The sequence below is a fragment of the Chryseobacterium potabilaquae genome (assembly GCF_902728265.1).
In the GTDB taxonomy this organism is placed as follows: domain Bacteria; phylum Bacteroidota; class Bacteroidia; order Flavobacteriales; family Weeksellaceae; genus Chryseobacterium; species Chryseobacterium potabilaquae.
Genome location: NZ_CACVBR010000048.1, coordinates 1 through 24557 on the forward strand (window position 1 = coordinate 1; position 24557 = coordinate 24557).

General features: G+C 33.3%; 17 protein-coding genes. 8 read left to right on the forward strand and 9 right to left on the reverse strand.

What is annotated here, in order from left to right:
• Positions 1-597: 597 nt before the first annotated feature.
• Positions 598-1065 (reverse strand): VanZ family protein, encoded by a 468-nt coding sequence (locus CHRY9293_RS16575; RefSeq protein ID WP_162034001.1) that lies wholly within the window; start codon positions 1063-1065, stop codon positions 598-600.
• A gap of 298 nt (positions 1066-1363) precedes the next feature.
• The gene (locus tag CHRY9293_RS16580; protein ID WP_162034002.1) at positions 1364-2992 is read right to left on the reverse strand and encodes an acyl-CoA carboxylase subunit beta; all 1629 of its coding nucleotides are present in this window, start codon (positions 2990-2992) and stop codon (positions 1364-1366) included.
• A 437-nt stretch (positions 2993-3429) separates the two neighbouring features.
• Here CHRY9293_RS16580 and CHRY9293_RS16585 point away from each other — a divergent pair, with 437 nt between their 5' ends.
• From CHRY9293_RS16585 to CHRY9293_RS16595, 3 genes are read left to right on the forward strand one after another with little or no spacing between them, the layout of a single operon-like run.
• Positions 3430-4296 (forward strand): DMT family transporter, encoded by an 867-nt coding sequence (locus CHRY9293_RS16585; RefSeq protein ID WP_162034003.1) that lies wholly within the window; start codon positions 3430-3432, stop codon positions 4294-4296.
• 17 nt (positions 4297-4313) lie between these two features.
• The gene (locus CHRY9293_RS16590; RefSeq protein ID WP_162034004.1) at positions 4314-5396 is read left to right on the forward strand and encodes a putative type IX sorting system protein PorV2; all 1083 of its coding nucleotides are present in this window, start codon (positions 4314-4316) and stop codon (positions 5394-5396) included.
• 12 nt (positions 5397-5408) lie between these two features.
• Positions 5409-6173: a hypothetical protein gene (locus CHRY9293_RS16595; protein WP_162034005.1), complete on the forward strand. Its 765-nt coding sequence runs from the start codon at positions 5409-5411 to the stop codon at positions 6171-6173.
• Between the two features lie 55 nt (positions 6174-6228).
• On the opposite strand, the gene CHRY9293_RS16600 is transcribed toward CHRY9293_RS16595, so the two are convergent.
• The 4 genes from CHRY9293_RS16600 to CHRY9293_RS16615 form a co-directional block, all read right to left on the reverse strand.
• A complete protein-coding gene (locus CHRY9293_RS16600) occupies positions 6229-6750 on the reverse strand; it encodes a hypothetical protein (RefSeq protein WP_162034006.1) in 522 nt (173 codons plus the stop codon).
• 67 nt (positions 6751-6817) lie between these two features.
• Positions 6818-7309, reverse strand: a complete 492-nt coding sequence (locus CHRY9293_RS16605) for a hypothetical protein (RefSeq protein WP_162034007.1) — start codon at positions 7307-7309, stop codon at positions 6818-6820.
• Positions 7310-7381: 72 nt separating this feature from the next.
• Positions 7382-13075 (reverse strand): IgGFc-binding protein, encoded by a 5694-nt coding sequence (locus CHRY9293_RS16610; RefSeq protein WP_162034008.1) that lies wholly within the window; start codon positions 13073-13075, stop codon positions 7382-7384.
• A gap of 100 nt (positions 13076-13175) precedes the next feature.
• Positions 13176-13727, reverse strand: a complete 552-nt coding sequence (locus tag CHRY9293_RS16615; RefSeq protein ID WP_162034009.1) for a hypothetical protein — start codon at positions 13725-13727, stop codon at positions 13176-13178.
• 635 nt (positions 13728-14362) lie between these two features.
• On the opposite strand from CHRY9293_RS16615, the gene CHRY9293_RS16620 reads away from it, so the two are divergent.
• Both CHRY9293_RS16620 and CHRY9293_RS16625 read left to right on the forward strand, forming a co-directional pair.
• Entirely contained in the window at positions 14363-16783 is a 2421-nt protein-coding gene (locus CHRY9293_RS16620) for a T9SS type A sorting domain-containing protein (RefSeq protein WP_162034010.1), read from the forward strand.
• 12 nt (positions 16784-16795) lie between these two features.
• Positions 16796-16990 carry a hypothetical protein gene (locus tag CHRY9293_RS16625; RefSeq protein ID WP_122635474.1) on the forward strand — a complete coding sequence of 65 codons (195 nt, stop codon included), beginning with the start codon at positions 16796-16798 and terminating at the stop codon, positions 16988-16990.
• 32 nt (positions 16991-17022) lie between these two features.
• Here CHRY9293_RS16625 and uvrC read toward each other — a convergent pair whose 3' ends face one another.
• Positions 17023-18813, reverse strand: coding sequence for an excinuclease ABC subunit UvrC (uvrC, locus tag CHRY9293_RS16630; RefSeq protein WP_162034011.1), 1791 nt, complete (start codon positions 18811-18813; stop codon positions 17023-17025).
• Between the two features lie 238 nt (positions 18814-19051).
• On the opposite strand from uvrC, the gene hutH reads away from it, so the two are divergent.
• The 3 genes from hutH to CHRY9293_RS16645 all read left to right on the forward strand — a co-directional run bounded on the left by hutH (position 19052) and on the right by CHRY9293_RS16645 (position 22707).
• Positions 19052-20539, forward strand: a complete 1488-nt coding sequence (hutH, locus tag CHRY9293_RS16635) for a histidine ammonia-lyase (protein WP_162034012.1) — start codon at positions 19052-19054, stop codon at positions 20537-20539.
• Positions 20540-20650: 111 nt separating this feature from the next.
• Positions 20651-21100: a GNAT family N-acetyltransferase gene (locus tag CHRY9293_RS16640; protein WP_162034013.1), complete on the forward strand. Its 450-nt coding sequence runs from the start codon at positions 20651-20653 to the stop codon at positions 21098-21100.
• 110 nt (positions 21101-21210) lie between these two features.
• Positions 21211-22707 (forward strand): S8 family peptidase, encoded by a 1497-nt coding sequence (locus CHRY9293_RS16645; protein WP_162034014.1) that lies wholly within the window; start codon positions 21211-21213, stop codon positions 22705-22707.
• A 173-nt stretch (positions 22708-22880) separates the two neighbouring features.
• Here the strand turns inward: CHRY9293_RS16645 and ygiD are convergent, their stop codons facing one another.
• Together ygiD and CHRY9293_RS16655 are read right to left on the reverse strand one after the other, a co-directional pair.
• Positions 22881-23708: a 4,5-DOPA-extradiol-dioxygenase gene (ygiD, locus tag CHRY9293_RS16650; RefSeq protein WP_162034015.1), complete on the reverse strand. Its 828-nt coding sequence runs from the start codon at positions 23706-23708 to the stop codon at positions 22881-22883.
• 75 nt (positions 23709-23783) lie between these two features.
• Positions 23784-24296, reverse strand: coding sequence for a YceI family protein (locus CHRY9293_RS16655; RefSeq protein ID WP_162034016.1), 513 nt, complete (start codon positions 24294-24296; stop codon positions 23784-23786).
• Positions 24297-24557 lie beyond the last annotated feature (261 nt).

Sequence of the window (24557 nt, forward strand, 5' to 3'; positions counted from 1 at the left end):
TTTATTTCTATGAGACTTTTTTTATCTAGATACTTCAACGATTCAAACTTCTGAAACTTACGGATCAGTCTCAAAAGTTGAGGGCTAAGCAAAAAGTTTGGAGAAAAACAGATTTTATAATGTTTTGGTTCTCTGTGTTTGGGCCTTACTCCATTTTTCTCTACTTTTATAAAGTAAGTACCTGCTTCTAGCTAAGAGTTTCTTAGGGGGATCTCCATTATTGAACGATTCAAGGGGAAGATATTATTTCCTGTAGATAGAATGAAGTTATTTTGCCCACTGGTGTTTAATTGTAATTTCTTGTAAAGCTTCTATGGCTAGTTTTTGGACATGAAAAACGTACAGCCTTTGCTATCAGTTTTTGTGGAGTTTTTGCTTTTACAGTATCAAAATAAGGTTAATGTATTTAATGATTTTTAGACTATATAATTCTTTGAGTATATTACTCTTACTTTTATAAAGAAGCAATATCTATTTTTGGCTAAGTATTATTTAGGTTGGTATATCTATTGGGGAAAATTTTAGGATATCTCAGATTTAGATCCTAAAATGAGTTAGTTTATAATGATGATTGGTCCCGATTTCTTATATAGTTTATTAGAAAGATTGTAAATCGGATTTTGTCGATTCAAAATCTGAATAAACTTGTAAATTGAAAATATTGTATGATTTAAAAAATTTAAATGTATAGAAACCTATTATCATTCCAGTAGTATTGAGGATAATATCATCAACATCAGCAACTCCTCTCCCCGTCATATATTGACAGATTTCAATAATAGTAATAAACAATAAAAATATAAATGTTATTGGGGTGATTGAATTGAATTTTTTAATATATAATCCAAGCCATCCATAAGGGCTAAAAACAAATATATTACCTATTATATTAATTATAAATTTTTTTGCTTGAATGGTATGGTCAGCAAAAAAATAATGAATAGTATTAAAAGGTATTATCTGAAAATAGCATATATCTGAGGATTTTCTATCTGATCCGAAAAACATCATATATAAAATAGTAATTGTATAAAATAAGATAAATACAGCAAAATATTTTTTCATAGATTTCCCTTTTTGGGATTAGTAATAAAAATTTATTATGCTATTAGTTTTTTCATGAACTTAAAGCAAATTTTTTGCCTCAATATTATTTCTTTAGAAAGTTTATATTTATTTATTATTTTTTAACTAAGCTAAAAGCCCCATTCTAAAATGAGGCATATATTGTTTACAATCTGTTGTAAATTAAGTTGATATAAAAATCAATTTTACTTTTAAGAGAGGTAAGCGTAAAAAGATAAATGAGGATGTTAGTCAGGGAATAATAATTTATATCTTTAATATGAATTATTTTTTATAATTATACTTGTATTACTCCAAGGTTAAATTTTTCTGTAATAGGATTATGATTTGCAGCTTCTATACCCATTGATATCCACTTTCTGGTATCTGTAGGATTAATAATTGCATCTGTCCAAAGTCTTGCTGCAGAGTAGGTGGCTTCTATTTGTTTTTGATATTTTTTTGATATGGTATTTAAAATTTCATTGCGTTCTTCTTCAGAGATTTCTTTGCCTTGCTTTTTGAGAGTAGACTCTTGGATTTGAGCTAAAACTTTTGCTGCTTGTGTCCCGCCCATTACTGCTAGTTCTGCCCAGGGCCATGCAACAATTAATCTTGGATCATAGGATTTTCCACACATAGCATAATTACCAGCCCCATAAGAGTTACCTGTAATAATAGTAAATTTTGGAACAATTGAATTAGAAACGGCATTTACCATTTTAGCCCCATCTTTAATAATTCCTCCATGTTCGGATTTTGAACCTACCATAAACCCGGTTACATCTTGAAGAAAGACTAAGGGAATTTTTCTTTGATTACAATTAGCAATAAATCTTGTTGCTTTATCAGCTGAATCGGAATAAATTACTCCACCGAATTGCATCTCTCCTTTACCACTTTTTATCATTTTTCGTTGATTGGCAACTATTCCGACTGACCACCCGTCAATCCTAGCGGTAGCACAGATGATGCTTTTACCATAATCTGGCTTATATTCTTCGTAGTCTGAATTGTCTACAAGACATTTTATAATTTCATAAGTATCATATTGTTCACTTCTTGAAATAGGCATGATACCAAATATATTATCTATATTTTCTTTTGGGGGAGTACTTTCAATTCTATTGAAGCCAGCTTTTTCATTATGACCAATAGATTTCATTATATTTTTTATTCTATTTAAGGCATCTTTATCATCTTTTGCTTTATAATCAGTTACACCAGATATTGAGCAATGAGTGGTTGCTCCTCCTAATGTTTCGTTGTCAATAGTTTCACCTATAGCAGCCTTTACAAGATAACTTCCGGCAAGAAAAATGGACCCTGTTTTGTCAACGATCATGGCTTCATCACTCATAATAGGTAAGTAGGCCCCCCCAGCAACACAACTACCCATTACTGCTGAAATTTGTACGATACCCATGGAACTCATTTTGGCATTATTTCTGAAAATTCTCCCAAAATTTTCTTTATCTGGGAAAATTTCATCTTGCATAGGAAGATATACTCCGGCGGAATCTACCAGATATATAATAGGAATTCGATTTTCCATAGCAATTTCTTGGGCTCTTAGATTTTTCTTTCCTGTAATTGGAAACCATGCTCCAGCTTTTACGGAAGCATCATTGGCTACAATAATACATTGTTCTCCAGAAATATAACCCATAACTATAACGACACCTCCACTTGGGCATCCTCCATGCTCCTCATACATTTCAAAGCCTGCGAAGGCTCCAATTTCTATGGAATTTGAACCTTTGTCAAGAAGATATTCAATTCTTTCTCTTGCTGTCATTTTCCCTTCTTCATGAAGTTTTTGGAGTCTTTTTTCTCCACCTCCTTTTTTTATTTCAGAGAGCAATCGATTTATTTCGGATAGTTTTAGCCTATTTTGATCTTCTCGTTTGTTGAATTCAATGTCCATAAAATTTTAATTTTTTACGCCTAAAGATACTATTTTTAAAAAGAATTTTAAGTTTATTAAAACAAGTGTTTAATTTATTGGTTATCAGAATTTTGTGAAATATTTAACATCACGATATTTTAAAATAAATGATATTTTTTCTAACTTTACGACAGAGTATTAGAGATGGGATTTCTCTAAAATTACTCTAAGTTCCTAGTTTATTTTTTTAATAGTTTATTATTTGAAAGCCCTGAAAGTTAAATAGATTTTCAGGGTTTTTTTGTGAACGAAATTTATCTTTATTTTAAAATTATGCAACTCATTATTAAGTTTTAAAATGAAATATATAAGCTATTTTGGGAATGGGTAGACATTTGTATTGTTATAGTTAATATTTTTCTGAATAATGTTAAAACCTATTTGTAAATTTGCCCATAAAATTCAAAGGATTAGATATGCATAAATTAGCATTATTCAGGTTGCATTTAATTGTATTTTTGTGGGGATTCACTGCTATTTTGGGGAAGTTAATTGATTCAAATGCACATATTCTTGTTTTTTATAGAATGTTTTTTGCATCTATTTTTTTATTTGTATTTATAAGAATATATAAAAGAGATAGTATAAAAGTTTCAAAAAAAATATTTTTCCAACTTGCTGTGATTGGGTTTGCTATGGCATTGCATTGGTATTGTTTTTTTTATTCGATTAAAGTTTCAAATGTTTCTATAGCCTTAAGTTGTTTGTCGTTATCCACTCTTTTCGCATCTATTTTAGAACCTATTATTTTTAAGAGGAAAGTTGATATTTCTGAAGTTATAATGGGATTGGTAATTGTAGGATGTATTTTACTGATATTTAAAACTGAATTTCACTTTAAAGAAGGAATTTTTTATGGAATTCTTTGTGCGATATTTGGTACTTTATTTTCTGTATTTAATGGTAAAATGTTTGGGAAAACAAGTTCAGGAAATATTATTTTCTATGAAATTTTTTGTGGATGGTTTATCTTAGCTCTGTTTTATGTATGTAATGGCCAAATTTTACAAATGGGTGAAATAAATTTGCGTGATTTGGCGTTAATATGCTTATTGTCCAGTATATTTACGGCATTTCCGATGCTTGAGTCGGTAAATTTAATGAAATATATTTCGCCTTTCACCCTGATTTTAACAGTTAATTTAGAACCAGTTTATGGAATTATATTAGCTTTTTTTATCTTTGGGGAATCAGAACATATGAGTCCTATATTTTATATTGCTTCAGCAGTTATGATATTGGCAATCATTGTAAATGGATTTGTAAAAGCTAAAAAAAATTAAATTAAGCATCAATTTATATGATGAAAAAATATCTTTTAATTGTATTTTCAATAGTATTTGGAGGACTGCAATCTCAAATAATCAGAAAATATTCCAATGAGTTTTTAAATATAGGAGCAGGAGCAAGAGGATTAGCCATGGGAGGGGCAGTTATCTCCAATCAGAATGATGTATACTCTCCAATGTGGAATCCGGCAGGTTTGATGGGGGTAGAAAGAGATTGGCAAGGAGCAGCAATGCATGCTGAGTATTTTGAATCTATTGCAAAGTATGATTATTTAGCCTATGCAAAGGTATTGGAAACAGGTGTATTTGGAGGTTCTGTGGTAAGGTTGGGCGTTGACAATATTTTAAATACAACCCAAATGATTGATGCTGAAGGAAATATTGATTATGATAAGATAACAAAATTTTCGCAGTCAGATTATGCTGCATTACTTTCTTATGCATTTAATCCTGCGGGGAATACAAAATTAGATGTAGGAGTAAATGCCAAAATTGTGTATAGAAATGTAGGTAAATTTGCAAATGGATATGGTTTTGGTTTTGACGTAGGTGCAATTTATAAAGCAGATAATGGCTGGAAATTTGGGGGTATGCTTAGGGATGCGACTACTACAGTTAACTTTTGGAGTATAAATCAGAAGGAACTTTCTACCATTGTAAATGGAGAAGAATTTAATCCTGCTCCTAAAGATAAAATGGAATTAACGATGCCTAAGTTGAATGTGGGAGCAAGTAAAGTATTTGAAATCAATAGAAATGTATATATTTTACCGGAGGGTGGTATCAATGTAGATTTTGCTAAAACTGCAGCACTAGTTTCAACAGATTTCGCAAGCATTACTCCTTATTTGGGCGCTGAATTAGGATATCAGAAAATGATTTTTGTGAGATTAGGAGTAAATAGGTTTCAATCCATTACTGATATTGAAGACCTAAGAAGGAAAGTCTCATTTCAGCCTAGTGCCGGAATTGGGATTAGATATAGAGGACTTACTTTAGATTATGCGATTACAAATTCTGGAATTGGAGGGTCTAATTTTTATTCTAATTTCTTTTCTTTAAAATTAGATATGGGAGAATTCAGAAATGATTAAAATATTATAAAAATGAGAAAAGCTTTAGTATCTACCTTTACTATTTTTGCAACACTGATTTTTGGACAAAAAGTATCAGATTACCAATATATTTCGATTCCTGAAAATTTTCCGACTTTTAAGGCAGATTATGGATTAAGAGAAATGTTGTCAAAATCTTTAAAAAGTAAGAAGTATATTGTATTACCATCGGATAAATTAGAATGGCCGGAGGAAGCGAGAAATAATTCTTGTAATGTTGTTCATGCGAATATTCTTAATGACAGTAATTTTTTAAGAAACAAATTATTATTGCAGTTTAAAGATTGTAATGATAAAGTAATGCTTGAATCTAAAGGTAATTCGAGTATTAAAGATTTTAATGAAGGATTTAAAGACGCATTACAACAAACATTAGCTTCGGTTTCTTTTTCCAATCCTATTGAGATGACTCATTTAGCCGAAACAGAAGAAAAGAAAACTTCAGATAATATTCTTGAAAAACCTGCTAATATAGAAACTTCATCTTTTAATAATAAAGTTGAAGGTGTTCAAAAATTTAGTAATGGTAAAATTGATTTACAAAAAATACAAATAGATAATCATCAATTTATTTTAGTAGAAGCCAATGGTTCTTCTCCTTTTGCTACTTTTAAATCTACGACGAAAAATGATGTATTTAGAGTAAAATTAAGGAATGGTGATATAACATTGGGCTATTATGAAAATGGAAATATAATTATAGAAATTCCGGGATCTAATGATCAATATAATAAAGAAATTTTTTTGAAAAAATAATTGAATGATTTCTAAAATAAATATCCCCCATTTTGCTGGGGGATACTATTTAAAATCATGGTTTCCAAAATGACCATACTGTTCCATTAAATATCGCAAGCTGATGAGCTACTGTATCATAAGCCATCATTCCCGGTGAGGGATTAATGATATTTAGGTGAGGACTAGCTAGTTTAGGCAATATCATTGCTTTATCTACGTCAGATAGCACTAAGATTCCGTTTGTCGTGTTGGTAGCACCGTCATTGCCGATAACGGTTTTGGCATTTGTATTTTCGGTTTTGGGTGTTTGTATACTTAAATCTACTGTACCAGTAGTATCTACACTTAAATCAAACCAGTTATTATCTTTTAAATACTTTACCTTATTGTCCGTAGTATCAAATATAATGGTTCCATTTTCTGTGATTCCACTTTTGTCTTCTACGTAAGGAAGTATCATACCGCGATTTTCTGTGTTGGAAAATTCCAACGAAACTGAGCTATTGCTTACACTTTGCTTTCCAATTGCTACTTGCGATTTTGCTAAAACAATTGTAAATAAAGCCGCTATTAATGTGATTGTTCTTTTTTTCATTTTTTATCAGTTAAAATGTTTTTTGTTTTTAACTTTATTAAATCTTTACTGGGTTTACCCAACATTCTTAATAAGCTCTTAATTTCAAGGTGTTTGTTATTGTATTCTTATCAGTTAAGGGATCTTGAATACTTACAATATTAAAAGCTAAAATATCTCCCTTTTTCAGTTGTATGGTATTATACCTTTCTTCAGCGTTTGTATTTACGTTTACCAGGTTTGATATTTCGTTGTTATTGACTGTGACTGAATAAATTACTTTTTTTTGTTTTTTAGTCAGCCCTTCTTCGCAACTGAGAGATAATTTATATGTTCCGGTTTTACCTATGATTATATTATTGTTTTCTAAAATGATATTACTAACATTATGAGTAGCATGGGCTCCCATATCAGTGAATACAATCTGTTTTTTCACTCCTGATTCTATATAGCCTTTTCCCATAAAATAATAGAGAACACTATTATCTTTAGCTATAGTTACTTTTTGAGCAAGAATACAATTACAAGATAAAATAATTGCTAAAAGAGATAATCGTATATATTGATAAGTTACTTTCATATTTTATAAGTTATATTTTTGTGAGTTAAGAATCAGTAACAGAGATTTATATCTCTGTTACTGATTTTATAATTATTCTGGACATGTTTGTGTTTCGATGCAATGCCATGCAAAGTTAGTTCCATCAGTAGTTGTGTATATTTTCAAGCATTGATTGGTTGTATCATATACCATCATACCTTCTACTGGAGTCGTAATGATAAGGGTAGTTCCATCATCAGCTACAGGTTGGTTGGAAGCATTGAATTTTACTCTATTAGGTACAAATCCTTTTGCTTTTGCTTCTAAAGCTATCCATCCTCCTTTGCGTACCATTGGCCAGTTATCAGTTTGATCTGCTCCTGCTCTTCCTAATGATGTAATTCCTGTTTTTGTATCCAATATAGTACCCGCTGTAACTGCAGGTTTATAGCAAAATGGAAGCATCATACAAATGGTAGCTTGAACATTACTGTTTATAGAACTTCCAAGTCCTTGTCCTTGTAGTCCGTCCGCATCAGCAGCACCTCCTGGATTCACTATTAATGGGACTCCTTGTGCATCTATACAAGTTCCGCTAGCACAAAGGTTTTGATTAGAAGCTGATGAGCCGGTTCCTACTGTTACATCTCCTTGAGCAGTTACAAGCATAGCATTTGTTACATTATCTGAGCCTTCTAATGCATCAAGACAACCATCATTATCTGAATCGAGATCAAGATAATCCGGAATACCGTCACTATCACTGTCTTTAAGAACAGTTAAGGAAGGATTACCGGTATCTAGGTTATAGCCGCCAATAGATAATGGGGTAGCATCGGAAACAGCGAATCCTATACCATACCAGTCTGTGAGAAAAGGGATAGTTCCTGTCGTAGAGCTTATTTCAACCAATGCCCCTGGGACAATGCCTGAAGTATTGGTGAGGGTAGCGAATGAATAGTTTGCATCATGCGGAAATGGCTGCCAGGTTGTAATAGGATTTCCATCAAATAGCATGCTGCCTGTGTCTATAGTCTTAACAAATATAGTTAAGAAATTGGCATCAGTCATCGTACTAGGAATTGTAATTGTAGCAGGCCCAAGAGTTGCCTTATTGATATCTTGTATGGTAGTGATGGATGGATCCTCATTATAAGGAACTACTTTAACAATTTGTACAGGAGCATTGGTTTCAATAATTTGTGAAGAACCTATTGCCTGAGTATACACGTATGAATCTCCAGGATTAGCTAATACACTTACAATTGTCCCGTCAATTTCGACTACTGTATTTTTTTTGGTTGCCACAATAGACATTCTTCCTGTGTGTGCTGCACTTCTAGTTAAAAATTTTGTACCTAATAATTTATCGGGTAACAAGTACTCTAATAAGTTATCACAAAAGCCCCCTGTTCCATTAGCACATCTGGTATATACCATCACTCCTATATCTTTGGAAGATACTACGGAATACCCTGTTAAATCTGTGGAACCATTTTCATATACATAATTTTCTCCACTATTTAATACAAAAGTAACAACAGTAGCTCCAGCATTATTTTTAACTTCGACACTATTTCCATCACTGGTACTGAATATTTGCACTCCATTAGAAGGGCTAGCTCCTACATTATAGGATGATATGGTATACTTTCTGCCTCTCAGTGAAGAAGGATATACTACTGCTATATCTTGTGCTGTTGTTTCAGTTCCATAGATTTCCTGCAAAATAGAAACAGGTGTAGAGGAAGTTACCTCGACATATTTTCCACTAGTTACTTGGTTTAGAGGCCAGTTTGGAACTTGGCTACTTGTCAAATTAATTTCTAAAATTCCACCACTTGGTATGGGTTCCGTAGTAGGAGTTCCATTATAAGGAGTATAAGTAATAGATGTACCTACATCTCCGGCAATGTACAAAACCCATTTAGAAGCTGTTGTCCCTTGGAAATTGGGAGTATTATAAATTTTAAAATAAGTATCATTTAAAGATAAAGAACTTTCTACAGTATCCAAAATTCCATCATTATCTGAGTCTAAATCCAAATCATCAGAAATACCATCTCCATCAGAATCTACTATGACAGTAGTTGGGTCTGGTAATGGAACAGGATAATCTTCAATTTCACCATTAGCATAGATAGTCCCATAATTTCCTGTATTGAGTCCATCTCCAATAGAACGTTCGTCTATATCTATGGTAGAAGTATTGTCTGTTAAAGTTGCTGTAGTCAAGCGTAATCTCATATAGGTACGATTAACTCCCGTATTGAAGTAGAACGGGGACGTCCAGGTGAGAGGTACTGTTTGAAGCCCTGAAGTTCCTGTTATAGTAGTCGATGTATATTCGAAAGGGGAAAATCGTCCATTCCCATCCATATCTATCCAGGCATGCAATGTAGCTGTTCCGGCAATCGTTTTATTCACATTCACATTAACGCTATAGGTTGTAGTCGTTGGCCCTAATTCAGGTAATGTTCCTGTAATACCATCTTCATCAGCACCGTCACCATTGGTACCTCCATTATCTTCTCCCGGTTGTACCGCTATTTTAGAAACTTCAGTATCAAAAGCATTTCCTAAAAACAGAGTTGATTCCGGTTTATGCCTTGCCGGTACATAATTATGTTGGCTATTAAGCTCATAATCATCAGGTGCATCTCCGAAATCAAATACTGGATTTTCCACTGCGAGTCTATAATCCTCTACTTCTCCAATACTTGGTGTTGCAAAAGTCCCTAAGCTTGAACCATCTGCTATTGATGCTTCATCATAAGGAGTTAAACTGTTATCTGTTAGATTAGTGTTGGTAATTCTTAATCGTAAGTAGACATATGGATTTACGATAGATCCTGTTACAGATGAAGGCCAGCTTAAATTGACAGAAGTTGCGTTGGCTGGTACTGTTACTGAGGTTTTTTCTTCTATTTCAAATATACCATTGTTATTGGTATCCAACCATCCATATAATGTTCCGGAAGTTCCAGAAGTATTATTTACAGTAACAGGAAGAGTAAATGCAATAGTAGGAGATACTGGGTGAGCTATTGGATCAATTCCGTCTTCATCTAGGCCATCTCCATTAGTTCCATTATTATCTGCATTGGATGCTACACTTTGAGGGCCAAATTCTGTATCAGGGATTATGGCTCCGAGAAACAATGTTGGACTTGGTAAATGGCGGGCTGCATATAATGCGCCAGCTGGCTGATCATAAGAAACGGGAACATCTCCAAAATCATATGCCGTATTTGTAGCAAGTCTATAATCTTCTACTTCTCCAAAGTTTTGGGTAGTAGCAGTATAATTTCCACTACTAAGACCATCGGCAAAAGATCTCGTATCTCCGTCGTTGGTAGAAGCACTATTAGATAGGGCATTATTTGCTAACCTGAGTCGCATATATACATTGGGGCTACTTCCTGTACTTGCTGTTTGGGCAGCAGTCCAGTTAAGAGTCACTGTTCCATTAGTTCCATTTGGAACATTCACAGAACTGTATTCTGCAGCTTGAAATTTACCATCATTATTAAAATCTATCCAACCATGAAGCGTTGCACCGCTACCAATAGAATTGGTAACTGTAACCGGTAAAGCAAATGCTGTATTGGGAGTAATCGAAAAAGAAGAAGGATCAATCCCGTCTTCATCTAATCCATCCCCATTGATTCCGTTATTATCTGCATCTTGTGCCACACTGTGGGCTGTGATCTCAATATCTACCGTTGCACCAATTTTTAAAAGATCATTGGCTGCTTGTCTTGCAGGCAAAAATTCAGAGGCCGAAGTTGCATAAGAACTTGGAACGTCTCCAAAGTCATAAAGATCCACAGGAATTTGATAATCTTCTACTTCTCCGAAAGGAGTTGTAAGTGCATTTACACTGTTAGCACTAGATGTGGCTCCATTTCCAATACTTCTTTCATCAAGCGTTGCTCCTCCTGAAGCTACCGTAGTAAAATCCTGAAGGTTCTGGTCCGAAAGTCTTAATCGTAAGTAAATATTAGTAGTTCCTGAAGGTATTTGTGCCGTTTGTGCCGCGCTCCAGGTGAGAGTAAGACTAGTATTGGTGGTTAATGAAGTACTTGTTGTAGCCACTTCTTCCACTTGAAACCGTCCATCGTTATTTAGATCAATCCAACCATATAAGTATTTAGTCCCGGTTAGTGTACTAGGAATGCTTATTGGTATTGTAATACTAGAAGCCATACCTCTACTTATAGATACAATAGAGGGTTGCAGGGCGTCTTCATCAGCAGACCCTACGGCATTATCTCCTGTTGTATTGTTTTCATTAGGAGAAGTGACTGACGCAGGAGTTGATTCAAAATCTATGAGTGTACCAAGAGAGAATCCTGTTAAAGGAGCATGCATGGCAGGAAGAGCATTTCCATCTTTATCATTTTCAAAAGAAGATGGAACGTCACCATATTCATAGGTATTTACTACATCAATTTGGTAGTCTTCTACTTCGCCATTAGCAGGCGTGGAAAAATCAACAGGATTTGCTGATGAGATTGCGCCGTTTCCAATGCTTCTTTCATCTAAGGTAGCACCTCCATTGGCAACTGTAGTAAAGTCATTCAAAGACCGATCAGATAGCCTTAATCTCATATATAATTTAGTGGCTCCTGTAACGATAGTCGCTGTTTGTGTTGTTGACCATGTAAGGGTTTGGGTACTATTGCCTGCTGTGCTAAAAATGGTAGTAGCCACTTCTTCCACCTGGAATATTCCATCATTATTAAAATCAATCCAACCATATAAATATTTGGTGCTCGATGTATTATTTACGGGTATATTGAGTGTATAAACAACTCCTTTTCTAATTTGGTTTGTAGAAACATCAATTGCATCTTCATCGGCTCCATCCCCATTTGTCCCATTATTATCAGCATTAGTCGCTACGCTATGGGGAACAAATTCGGTGTCTGGGAGAATACTTCCAAGTGAAAGTCCTGTTAATACGGTATGCGTAGCGGGCACATAGACTCCATCTTTTGTGAAATCATATGCAGTGGGAGTATCTCCATAGTCGAAGATCGGAGCGGTAACACTTTCCCAGGTTCTGCCTACGTTAATAGCATCCAGTTGAAGCGTTGGGGCATTGAGTGGATCTCCCTGGAAAAGAAAAATAACAGACATTGATGACGTATCGTTAGTGGTGGGAGTTGTTACAATATCTGGTGTGACTGGTTCAGAGCCAAGAGTAGGGTTTACAAAAAGTTTGACTTGATCATTCTGTGTCCCTGTGACAAATTCATATTTCAGAACAACCATAATATTTGTATTAAAAGGTCTTACGGTTGTTTCGTATTCAACGGTTCCTCCTGTTTTGCTAACTCCAAAGCTAAATCCTGCAGCGTTGGATCTAATGTATAAGCTTGCATTTTGTACTCCTGTAGAAGCACCTATTGAAAAAGAAAAATCTCCTACAGGTTGTGCATCTGATACATTGACAATCATAGAAGTATATATACCGGGATTCCCAACGTCTATGGTAGTTGAGGAGAATGATCGGTATAGATCTTGTCCATTATTGTTTATAATTACACTATTTCCTATATTATTGTTTATGCTATTAGGATATGTTAGGTTGCCATTTACAACATTTATAGTTGGTGTTCCAGTAGCAATTAATGACCAGTTAGTATCTGTTAACAATGTTCCTGAAGTATAATTAAAGCTTTCATTAAGCAGGGTTTGGGCTCTAAGTTTTCCCAGCATTCCAAGTAATACCATAAATATGATAATGCCCGTATGCCAAATCCTAGTTTTTATTCCATTGTAGTTTATTATTTTCATAAGAGTTAGAGTATTTTAGTGAGAGATTAAGATTTTATAATGAATAGAATCTTAATCGACTTGAAAAATATGTATGATTAAATCTGATAAATTTTTAGTCTTATATTAAAATTACTCTATGATTTGGAGGAGGTCTAGATCTTGAAAAAGTATAATATCCTTGTGATATTAGTGGTTGGGAATTTGTTTTGAATATTGTATATTGTTGATTATGAGTATGTAATATTCTGTACAGATCATCATCTATATAACCGACAGATTTTGTTTTAAATTTTGAATAAAAAGAAGTAGGTAATAAAGCAACATAAGTAAGATAAGAGCTATTTGACCATGTTTTTTCTATTGGAGATGTATAGGTATTTTTGAATGGAGAAGAATCATTTTTTTTAATGGGATATTTTTTTTCATTTTTGGCTATTATAATTCTCTTTTTTTCATTTTTTTTTGCTAATTTTGTATTCCTAATTTTGAATTTATCTTTAACGATGGTTATAGTTGCTGAATCATGAATGTAGAATAATGTTCCACTTTGAACATATAAGATTTCATTCGTACTAGAAATTTGTGATCGCGTCAATATAAAAAACAAAAGCAAGAAAATACAAATTCCCTTTCCATGTATATGGAGAGAGAAGTAGTGTAATTTTTGCATCGTTTTTTCTTTCACGTTTTAGAAAAATTAAACTTTGAATAATGGATAACCTATAGGAATTGGACTTTAGGAATCTTTTCCCTTCATTTTCTCTAAAATGAGAAATATGGTGAAGAGCATACTTGTTTTAAATATCAGGTATTTTTTTTGAAAAAGAATGAGAGGACCTGATCAATGCGAATATTAAAAGAGTATATTTTTTTTCATCGGATTCAATTTTGTGTTAATAAATAAGATTCAATTTTAAAATGTAATTTTTATTTTACACAGTGTAAATTTACACTAGTGTATTTTTTTTCGATTATAAAGATTGTAGTTTTATCGCTAATTGTTTGTAGGATGATATCTATAGTCTATAGATCTATGACTAATTGACTTTCTTTTCCTTATAGATGTATTTTTACTGAAGTTTAGACTTCTATTTTAAATTCTAACTTTTTTCGCTTGTAGGTTCTTAATTACTTTTAATATAAGTGTTTATTTAATTAATTCTTTTTTTAATTATTATTTAAATAAAACTAAATTAATTCAGTATGAATTTATTTTTTTTCAACATATGATTCAAATAATGTTTTTTTATTATGGAGTTTTTTTATATTCGCACTGAAATATAATTCACCATAATTAGAGATATTATGAAAAAAATTACAATTCCTTTATTTATGATAATAGGAGCGCTCACACAGATGTTTGGACAAACCTATTTTACTCAAGATTTCAGTTCTTCTAATACCGTGTCAGATTATGCAACAGGTGCTGCTAACCGATTTAATGCTATAAATATATCATCGGGTATAGCTGCGGCTAACTGGAGTATAGATACAGGGGCGTTAAAGTTTGATAAATTAGGCTTAGGTAGAGATGGATACCTCACTAAAACAGATTTTGCTACTTCGGCAAATACAACATTATTAAAATTTAACTATAAATTATCTGCTGTAGTAGGTATAACGTCAGTTGCGTCTATTTACGTAGGAGACAATTTTACGACTACGGCATCAGCTCCAACAGCAGCCAACACCTATGCGCAAGTAAATATGTACAATTTGCTATTGGGTACAGGTCTTCTTATTGCGAATCAATATGTAAGCATTTCTCTTTATATTAATCGTGGTGCCACTTCTATTAAATATCTGGGGCCAAACGGTGTATTACAAACTTTGGCTACGGGTACTTATGATATTTGGGCTAATACTTCAAAAGGGACTTCGGGTTCAGCTGTAACAAGTAGTGTACCACTGAGTGATTTTAAAATTGTTTCAAGTCAGAATGTAATTGGGTCAGCATCTTTTGATGATATTAGTGTAACGGCAATACCACATCCTTCAACTGTATGGAATGGGAGTTCTTGGACCACTTCACCAACAGCTGATTATGATGCCACGATTAATGGTAATTATTCTGGAGCTGGATTTACCTCAAGTTCACTTACAATAAATAGTAATAATACTTTTTCACCGAGTGGGGCTACAAATACTGGAAATGTAGTAAATAACGGAAATATTACTTTAGGGAGTGGACAAAGTGTAGTTCAATCTGCAGGAAGCACTTATACAGGCTCTGGAAATATCACATTGAATAATGGAGGTACATATACTTTAGGTACTGGAGGTACTTATTCAGGTTCTGGAAATATAATAGTGAATAGTGGGGGAGCATATAATTTAGGAAATAATAGTAATTATGCCGGAAGTGGAAGTGTTACAATCAATGATGGAGGGAATTTTATCCAGGGCACCGGGAGTACATATAATGGTACCGGGATGTTTGCTGTGAATAAAAATAATGGAGCTCAAGTCAATAAATATGTATTTTGGGGAGTTCCTATTACCCAAAGGAATGTGCATACTCTATATACAGGATATACTTCTCAGTATGCTATGACCTATAATACGGCTACTAATTATTATAATACGCTCCCTAATCCTACCATTTCTTCACCTGGATACGGATATTCAATAAAAATCCCTAATGGAGCGGCTCCGATTAATTTTACCGGAGAGCCTAATAATGGAGATGTTAATGTTCCACTTACGATAGCGAGTTTGAATTTTAATTTAGTAGGAAATCCTTATCCATCTAACATTAACCTTCGAAGCTTTTACTTGGCCAATCAGTCAGTAATAGGTTCTACTCTTTGGTTTTGGGATAGTTCAGTGAATCCTGTAATTACACAGAATGGGAATACGACCCAAAATCATGGGTATTCTACTTATAACGCATTGAGCCAGACTTGGGTGGGAGCACCTACTTCATCTACGCCGACTAATACTACTGCAAAAATAGGACAAGGATGGATGGTAAAAGCATCTAGTGCAGGGAATGTGGTATTCAATAATTCGATGAGAGAATCCTCTACCGGAGCAAGTTATAATAAAATGAATCTTGCTGATAATGAAGGAAAGTATTGGTTAAGACTAACCACTCCTTATGGAACTTTTAATACTCAAGCAATAATATATACTCAAGGAGCTTCTCAAGCTTATGATGCTTATGATTCTAAAGCATTAGGTGTAGGGGCTGATGCCTTCTATAGCTTAGTAGATAATGAGAAAGTGATTATACAAGGAAGAAATGGTTCTTTTGATATTGATGACAGAATTTCTTTAGGAAGTAAATTCCGTGAGGCTGGAAACTTTACTATTTCTTTAGAAGGAACAGAAGGATTGTTTTCTAATGGACAAGCTATTTATCTATATGATAAGAAGTCAGGGAAGTATGTGGATTTACACAATGAATCATATACTTTTTTAGCTGAGGCAGGAGAAGAACATGATCGTTTTGAAATTGTGTATAAGCCGGAATTGTTTAATAAAAAGGAACATTTGGTAGAGGCTACGAATACCGAAGTTAAAGTATATAGAGTAGGTGATGAGTTTGTGGTATCATCTGCTAATAATATTGAATCTGTAGAGGTAGTTGATGGATCAGGTAGAGTCGTAAACCAGATAAGAGGAACGAATAAACAAGAAGTACGATTCGGAATAGCTTCAGGAATGTATTTACTTAAGGTAAAAATAGATAATCAAATAATAACTAGAAAAATTGTAAAATAAAATTAACGAAAAATGAAGAAAGTATTATTAGTCCTTAGTATGGTAATTTCTGCAAGTATGTATTCACAAGGAGATGAAATTCCAGGAGAACCTGGAGATCCGGCTCCTATAGATATGTACACTCCAGCACTATTAATAATAGGGGGTGGCCTGCTTTTGTACTACACTATGAGAAAAACTAAAAAAGGTAGAATTGATCTTAAGTAAATAAGCTAAATATTTGTGAAAGGTTAAAGATTCTAAGTATTAAAAAACTCCCAGACAATTTTTGCTTTACTTTTTCCAAGAATTTCTTCTAGAGTTTCCAGATTAGATTCTTTAATCCTTTTCACAGATTTTAATTTAGCTAGGAGCAATTCAATTGTTTTCTCTCCAATACCGGTAATATCTTCTAGTTCGGATTTAATAGTAGAATTTTTTCTTCTTGTCCTATGGTGTTTAACCCCAAATCGATGGGCTTCATCTCGTACGCGTTGTAAAATCTTTAGCGTTTCGGATTTTTTGTCAAGATATAACGGTATTGGATCTTCCGGAAAGAATATTTCCTCAAGCCTTTTAGCAATTCCAATAATTGTTATTTTTCCATAAAGCCCTAATAATCGTAAACTTTTTACTGCAGAAGACAATTGTCCTTTCCCTCCATCAATCAAAATTAATTGTGGTAAAGTTTCTCCCTCATCCAACATTCTTTTATAACGTCGATAGATGACTTCTTCCATGGTTGCAAAATCATTTGGACCTTCAACTGTTTTGGGATGAAAAATTCTATAATCAGCTTTACTTGCTTTACCGTCCTTAAAGACTACACATGCCGAAACAGGATTCGTTCCCTGGATATTGGAATTGTCAAAACCTTCAATATGTCTTGGTTCAACAGGCATTCTTAACAATTTTTGCATTTCTGCCATAATACGATTGGTATGTCTTTCCGGATCGACAATTTGAACTTGCTTCAACTTTTCGAGACGATATTCCTTGGCGTTTTTTTCGGATAATTCAACAATTCTTTTCTTATCACCTACTTTTGGAACGATCAATTTTACATTGGGGATTTCGACAGAAAGATGAAAAGGAAGTAAGATTTCTTTAGAATCTGATCCAAATTTTTGACGAATTTCAATAAGAGCTTCCTCTATGATTTCCTCATCTGTTTCTTCAAGGATTTTTTTAATCTCAGTAGTAAAACTTTGTATGATATTTCCATTTCTGATCTTAAAAAAATTAACATAGGCAGCAGTTTCGTCACTGGTCATTCCAAAAACATCAACATCATCAATATTAGGATTTACCACAGTATTTTTAGCCTGATAATCTTCAAGGATATCGAGCCTTTCTTTAATGATTTGAGCATTTTCAAATTGTAAATTAGAAGCATACTTGGTCATTTGATTGATCAAATAATCTTTTGCTTTACGAAAGTCTCCTTTAATAATTCCCCGTATGGCATCAATTTTCTCATCATATTCGATTTTACTTTCTAGCCCTTCACAAGGTCCTTCACAGTTTTTAATATGATATTCTAAGCACACTTTGTATTTTCCCTCCTCAATTTTGTTTGGGGAAAGAAGTAAATTACATGTTCTAAGTTTATAAATATGTTTTATTGTGTCTAATAGAACTTTAGCGGGGCGTACTTTTGCATAAGGTCCATAATATTCTGATCCGTCTTTTATAATATTCCTGGTAAGGAAAATTCTTGGAAAATCTTCATTTTTAATACAAATCCAAGGATACGTTTTATCATCCTTGAGCATGACATTATAAAAGGGTTGGTATTCTTTTATAAGATTATTTTCTAATAAAAGAGCATCGTATTCACTGTTAACAATAGTGGTCTCGAGTCGTTGAATCTTCCCTACCATAATTTTTATACGATATCCGGACAGATTTTTGTTAAAATAAGATAGGACGCGTTTCTTTAAATTTTTGGCTTTTCCCACATATAAAAGTTGATCATTTTTATCATAATACCTATAAACACCTGGTTCAGAGGGTAAGGTTTTAAGCTGTAATTCTAAAGAAGGATTCATATAACAAAATTACGGAATTTAAAAGCACAAAAAACTATAGAAAATTCAGTATTTAAGGTTTTTAATCCTCAAAATAGCTTTATGCTTTGGATATAAAGTATTTCCGGGTACATTTAATATTATTTAATGTGTTTTTTTATAAGGTTACTTAATTTTATTGTATTGAAAATGAAGATGAATAAAATTTCGTTTTTCAAATCATTGTTAAATGTGTAATTTTAAGACAAATTTTTAGAGAATGATATACGGTGTAGATATTTTCAGTTTTCATGATGTGTTAGAAATCTGTAAAACTCCTAATAAAGCTAAGCTGAATAAAACGGCAAAAGAACAAATTTTAAAATCACAAAAAAATGTTCAGAAAATTGTAGAATCGGATCAGTGTGTGTATGGTATCAATACTGGTTTTGGGCCACTTTGTGATACTAAAATTTCTGCTGATGAGACGGCTCAGTTACAATATAATTTAATTATTTCTCATGCAGTCGGAGTAGGGAAGCCTATAGATAAAGAACTTTCGAAAATTATGATGATTGCAAAAATTCATGCATTGTCGAAAGGGTTTTCAGGAGTTTCCTTAGAGGTCATTGAAAGGATGATTTTGATGCTGGAGAATGATGTTATTCCGGCGGTCCCTGAGCAGGGATCTGTAGGTGCTTCAGGAGATTTAGCTCCATTAGCTCATTTAGTATTGCCTCTTTTAGGACTAGGATATGTCTGGGTAGGAGATAAACTAGAAGAGACAGCTAAGGTTCTAAAGAAAAATAAATGGGAGCCTCTTACACTTGGTCCCAAAGAAGGATTAGGATTGATTAATGGGACGCAGTTTATTTTGGCTCATGCTATTAAAGGATTAGAAAAGTTTGAATATTTATTGGATTTAGCGGATATGACGGCGGCAATGAGCCTTGAAGCTTACAGAGGTTCAGCAAGTCCATTTAAAAAAGAACTTCATGAGATAAGACCTTTTGAAGGCAGTAAAAAAGTAGCTGCAAGGATGTTGAAATTTCTTAAAAATTCAGAAAACTTGAAGGCTCATGAAGATTGTGAAAGGGTACAAGATCCTTACTCTATGAGATGTGTTCCGCAGGTGCATGGAGCCAGTAGAAATGCGTATGAACATCTTAAAATGATGGCAGAAACAGAATTGAATTCCGTTACGGATAATCCAATCGTTTTGAGTTCAGAAGAATCAATTTCCGGGGGAAATTTTCATGGACAGTTAATGGCTTTGCCTCTAGATTATGCTACATTGGCTGCTGCTGAATTAGGGAATATTTCTGATAGAAGAAGCTATTTGCTTTTAGAAGGAAAATATGGCTTACCAAGATTATTAACTGAAAGTTCGGGATTAAATTCTGGATTTATGATTCCTCAATATACTTCTGCGGCTTTAGTGACTGAAAATAAGACCTTATGCTTTCCTGCTTCAGCGGATTCGATTCCAACAAGTTTAGGCCAAGAGGATCATGTATCTATGGGAAGTATTTCTGGAAGAAAATTCAATCAGGTATTAGGTAATTTAGTCAATATTTTAGCGGTTGAATTGATGTTTGCTGCTCAAGGGTTAGAATTTAGAAGGCCTGCTAAATGTTCAAAGATTATAGAAGAAAATTTTGTTATTCTTCGTTCAAAAGTTGCTAAGCTTGAAGACGATAGGCTTATTGGTAAAGATATGCTCGCGATAGCTGAGTTGATTAATAGTAGGAAATTTATTGTGAATTAAAAAAATAAAATATATCCCTATCAAAGCTTCCATTCTTTTTTGGGAGCTTTTTTATGTAATATTATTGAAATGTTTCCTCTTAATTTATTTAAAAATATAAAATCATAATATATGCTAATAAAAAGAACAGATTCTTCTGATACAGATTTTCGCTATTTAGTAGAATTATTAGATGCAGACTTGGCTGTTAGAAATGGGGAAGATCATGCATTTTACAATCAATTTAATAGAATTGATATGATTAAAAATTGTATAATTATTTATTTTGATAGTGTGCCGGCGGCATGCGGAGCCTTTAAATATTTTTCTGATGGGATTGTTGAGATTAAAAGGATGTATACGGATCCAAAATTTAGAAAGAGAGGATTCGCTACCATCATAGTAAAAGAGCTAGAAGAATGGGCGAGTGAACTTGGATATTGTAAGGCTGTTTTAGAAACATCTTTAGAGCAAAACGAGGCACTTTCGGTATATGAGAAAAGTGGATATAAAAGAATTCCTAATTACGGACAATATAGAGATGTGGAAAGTAGTGTTTGCTATGAGAAAGAATTAAAGTAGGTTTGTGAAGTGCTAAAGAAGTAAAAAAGCAGTAATGTTAAAATGTATTTTAAGATATTGGAATTCAACATAAAGTGATATATTGTAATCTTAAACCAAAATTATTTTATATGAAAAAAAATGTTTTTTACCTAGTTATGTTGTTCTCCGCTTTTACTTCTTGTAATAGGGATGATATTCAAAACAATCCTACTGAAATTGGGCTTACTCAACAAGATCCTTTAACGGCAAAACAGATTAATGATAAGATTAATGAGTCTATTAAGGCAACAGGTTCTTTTTCCTGGAAAAAATCTTCAGATCATTTTGTATGGAGTGCCATTTTTCAGGGTAATAAAGTAGCATCAATAGGCTTTGGATCTTCTTTTGACAGAAGCTTATCTCCGGATGGGAATTCTATTCAGAATGAAATAGTGAATATCATTAGGAAAACAGAGGGTAAAAAGAATGATATTCTGTTAAGTTCTGATAAATATTTAAATCAGATAGATGTGGTGATCGAGAAGGAAGAAACATTGATCGCCTTACGTCGTATGAAAGGGATTCGGTATATCGAGCCTGCAGATTACCGATATTTTGAAAATGAAAAGAGGTTTAGAGGGGAAACAGCAAAGTCAGCAATTTCATCAGGATGTGGATATGATATAATGGATTTAAATTCTGTAGACTATACAACGGTGAGCCCTAATGCTAAAGTGCCTTGGTCTTTTTATAAACATAATATTACAGATGCCTGGAATTATAGTACGGGAGCAGGAGTTACAATTGGGTTGATAGATACAGGAGTTTCCCCAGAGCAAAGTCTTTTAGGAGCTAATTTTAATAATGGAGCTTCATCAGGAAGAACGATTACTAAACAAGGGGTGTATGTGAATTCTATTTGGCCTTGGAGTTCCGGCTATGACGGAGTAGATGATCAATGTGGGCATGGTACAAGAATGGCGTCTGTAATGGCTGCTCCTAGAAATAATAAAGGAATGCCTGTTGGGGTAGCTTATAATGCTAATTTAGTAGTATATCGTGCCGCTTATAATGTTGTACTTGATGGATATCATGAGCAAAATGGGGTTAAGACTGCATTTACAGAATTAGGAAATAATACGAATATTAAAATTATATCAATGTCTATGGGACATATTTTTTCTATTGGGAAGATTGAAGATGGGGTAAAATATGCGTATTCAAAGGGTAAATTGATTTTCTGTGCAGGAGGTACAACAACAAGCTTTACTAATTTCTTAGGAGTTATTTTCCCGGCTTGGATGCCTGAAACACAAGCTATATCTGGAGTAAAAGAAAATACTTCTAATCAAAAATGTAATGTATGTCATGCCGGCGCGGAAATTGATTTTACTTATCAGATGGAAAGAGCGTCTGGCTCAGAAATTCCAACATTAAGTTACTACAACGGCAAAACAGACTATGTAGGTGGTTCATCAGTAGCTACAGCATCTACTGCAGGAATAGCCGCTTTGGTATGGTCTAAAAACCCAAGTTGGACAAGAGAACAAGTTGTGAATAAAATGAGACAGTCTGCTACTTATTATCCTACTCCCAATTCAAATTATGGTTATGGGAATATCAATGTATTAAAAGCTGTTCAGTAAATAAATTATTTTGAGAAGGAATATTTCAATTTCTTATTTGATCATCTCAGGAGGCTTGAGTTTTATTTTTAAAACAAGTTTTTATTGATTAACTTAGAGATTGCAATATTTCCTTCTTTTGAATTTCCAAAATAAATGTCTGTCTTGGGATGATACCATATTTTTAAACTAAATTACCCAATTCTGACACTGGTCATGCTTAGAGATCCTCCAATCAATTGATCATTGAATAAGGCTAAGCTTTCTGATTTATTTTTTAAACCTAAGGTATAAATAAGAGGGAGATAATGATCGGGTGTGGGAATTGCATATTGTAAAGAGATTCCTTGCTTTTGGTAATCAATAATAGATTGAAAATTCCCATCAAGTAACCAGTTATTTGTCTTTTCTCTTGCTTCAATGGCCCAATCCCAGCCTGCTCCAACTGTATTAATATTTTTCCAATCAATTAATCTGAGGTTATGGACGATATTTCCACTTCCAATGATGAGTATGCCTTTCTCGCGAAGGCTATGTAATTTTTTTGCTAATTCAAAATGGTATTGTGCAGACTTTGTATAATCTATACTTAATTGGATTATAGGAATATTTGCATCAGGATACATATGCTTGATTACTGACCAAGCTCCGTGATCAAGTCCCCAATTAAAATCCTTTTCTACTTCGATAGGATTTAATAAATTAATTGTTTCTTGTGCTAATTCCGGAGATCCTGGTGCAGGATACTGAACATCAAATAAAGCTTTCGGAAATCCGTAAAAATCATGAATAGTTTTTGGTGTATCCATTGCGGTTACAAAAGTACCGGCTGTATACCAATGTGCAGAAATACATATAATAGCATTGGGTTGAGGTATTTCCTTAGCAGCCTTACGAAATCCTTGAACAAATTGATTTTCTTCAATAGCATTCATGGGAGAACCATGTCCTAAAAATAAGACGGGCATTCTCTCTGTATTTCCGAAGCTATTGCTTATTTTTTGTAAATCGTTGAGGTTCATTGTCTTAAAGTATGTTTATACAAAAGGTTCAAGCTTTTATAAAACCTTGAACCTTTTATGAGGTATATAAATAACCTATGCTTGTTTTACGAATTGTAGTTCACCAGCTATTTTTACTTCGTCACTTACCATTACACCACCTGCTTCAAGGGCAGCATTCCAGTTTAATCCGAAATCTTTTCTATTGATTTTCCCTTCAAAAGAAAAGCCGGCTTTTGTATTTCCCCAAGGATCTACATTAATTCCTCCAAAATCTATATCAAGTGTTATAGGCTTTGTAATTCCATTAACGGTAAGGTTTCCAGTTACTGTGTTGTTGAGTGCTTGAGAATCAAAAGTGATAGTAGGATGTTCTTCTGCATTGAAAAATTCAGCAGACTTTAAATGATTATCTCTATCAGCATTGTTGGTGAAAATAGAATCTGTTTGAATAGTAGCTGTTGTTTTAGCATTGGTAAAAGAATCATCCTCAGACTCTATTTCAGCATTGAATGTTCTAAAACTTCCTTTAACATTAGAAATCATCATGTGTTTTACTTTGAAAGTAATTTCACTGTGGGTTGGATCTAGGTTCCATTTTGTTGCCATTGTTATTTATTTTTATTGTTATTTATGATGCAAATGTAGGGTAAGGCACAGGTACAGATCATTGACTTAAGATAAGAAATGAATTTGTTTTTACAGTCATGTTAAAGTAGAAATTGATGTAAGTATTATAAATTTTAACCCGTTGTGCATTATGATAAAAACAAATAAAGTTGTTCATTTGATTGATAATCAGTAAATTGTTTTTACCACAAAACATTTACAATGAACAACTTGAGAGCAAATTACGAAAGAATTTTGGAA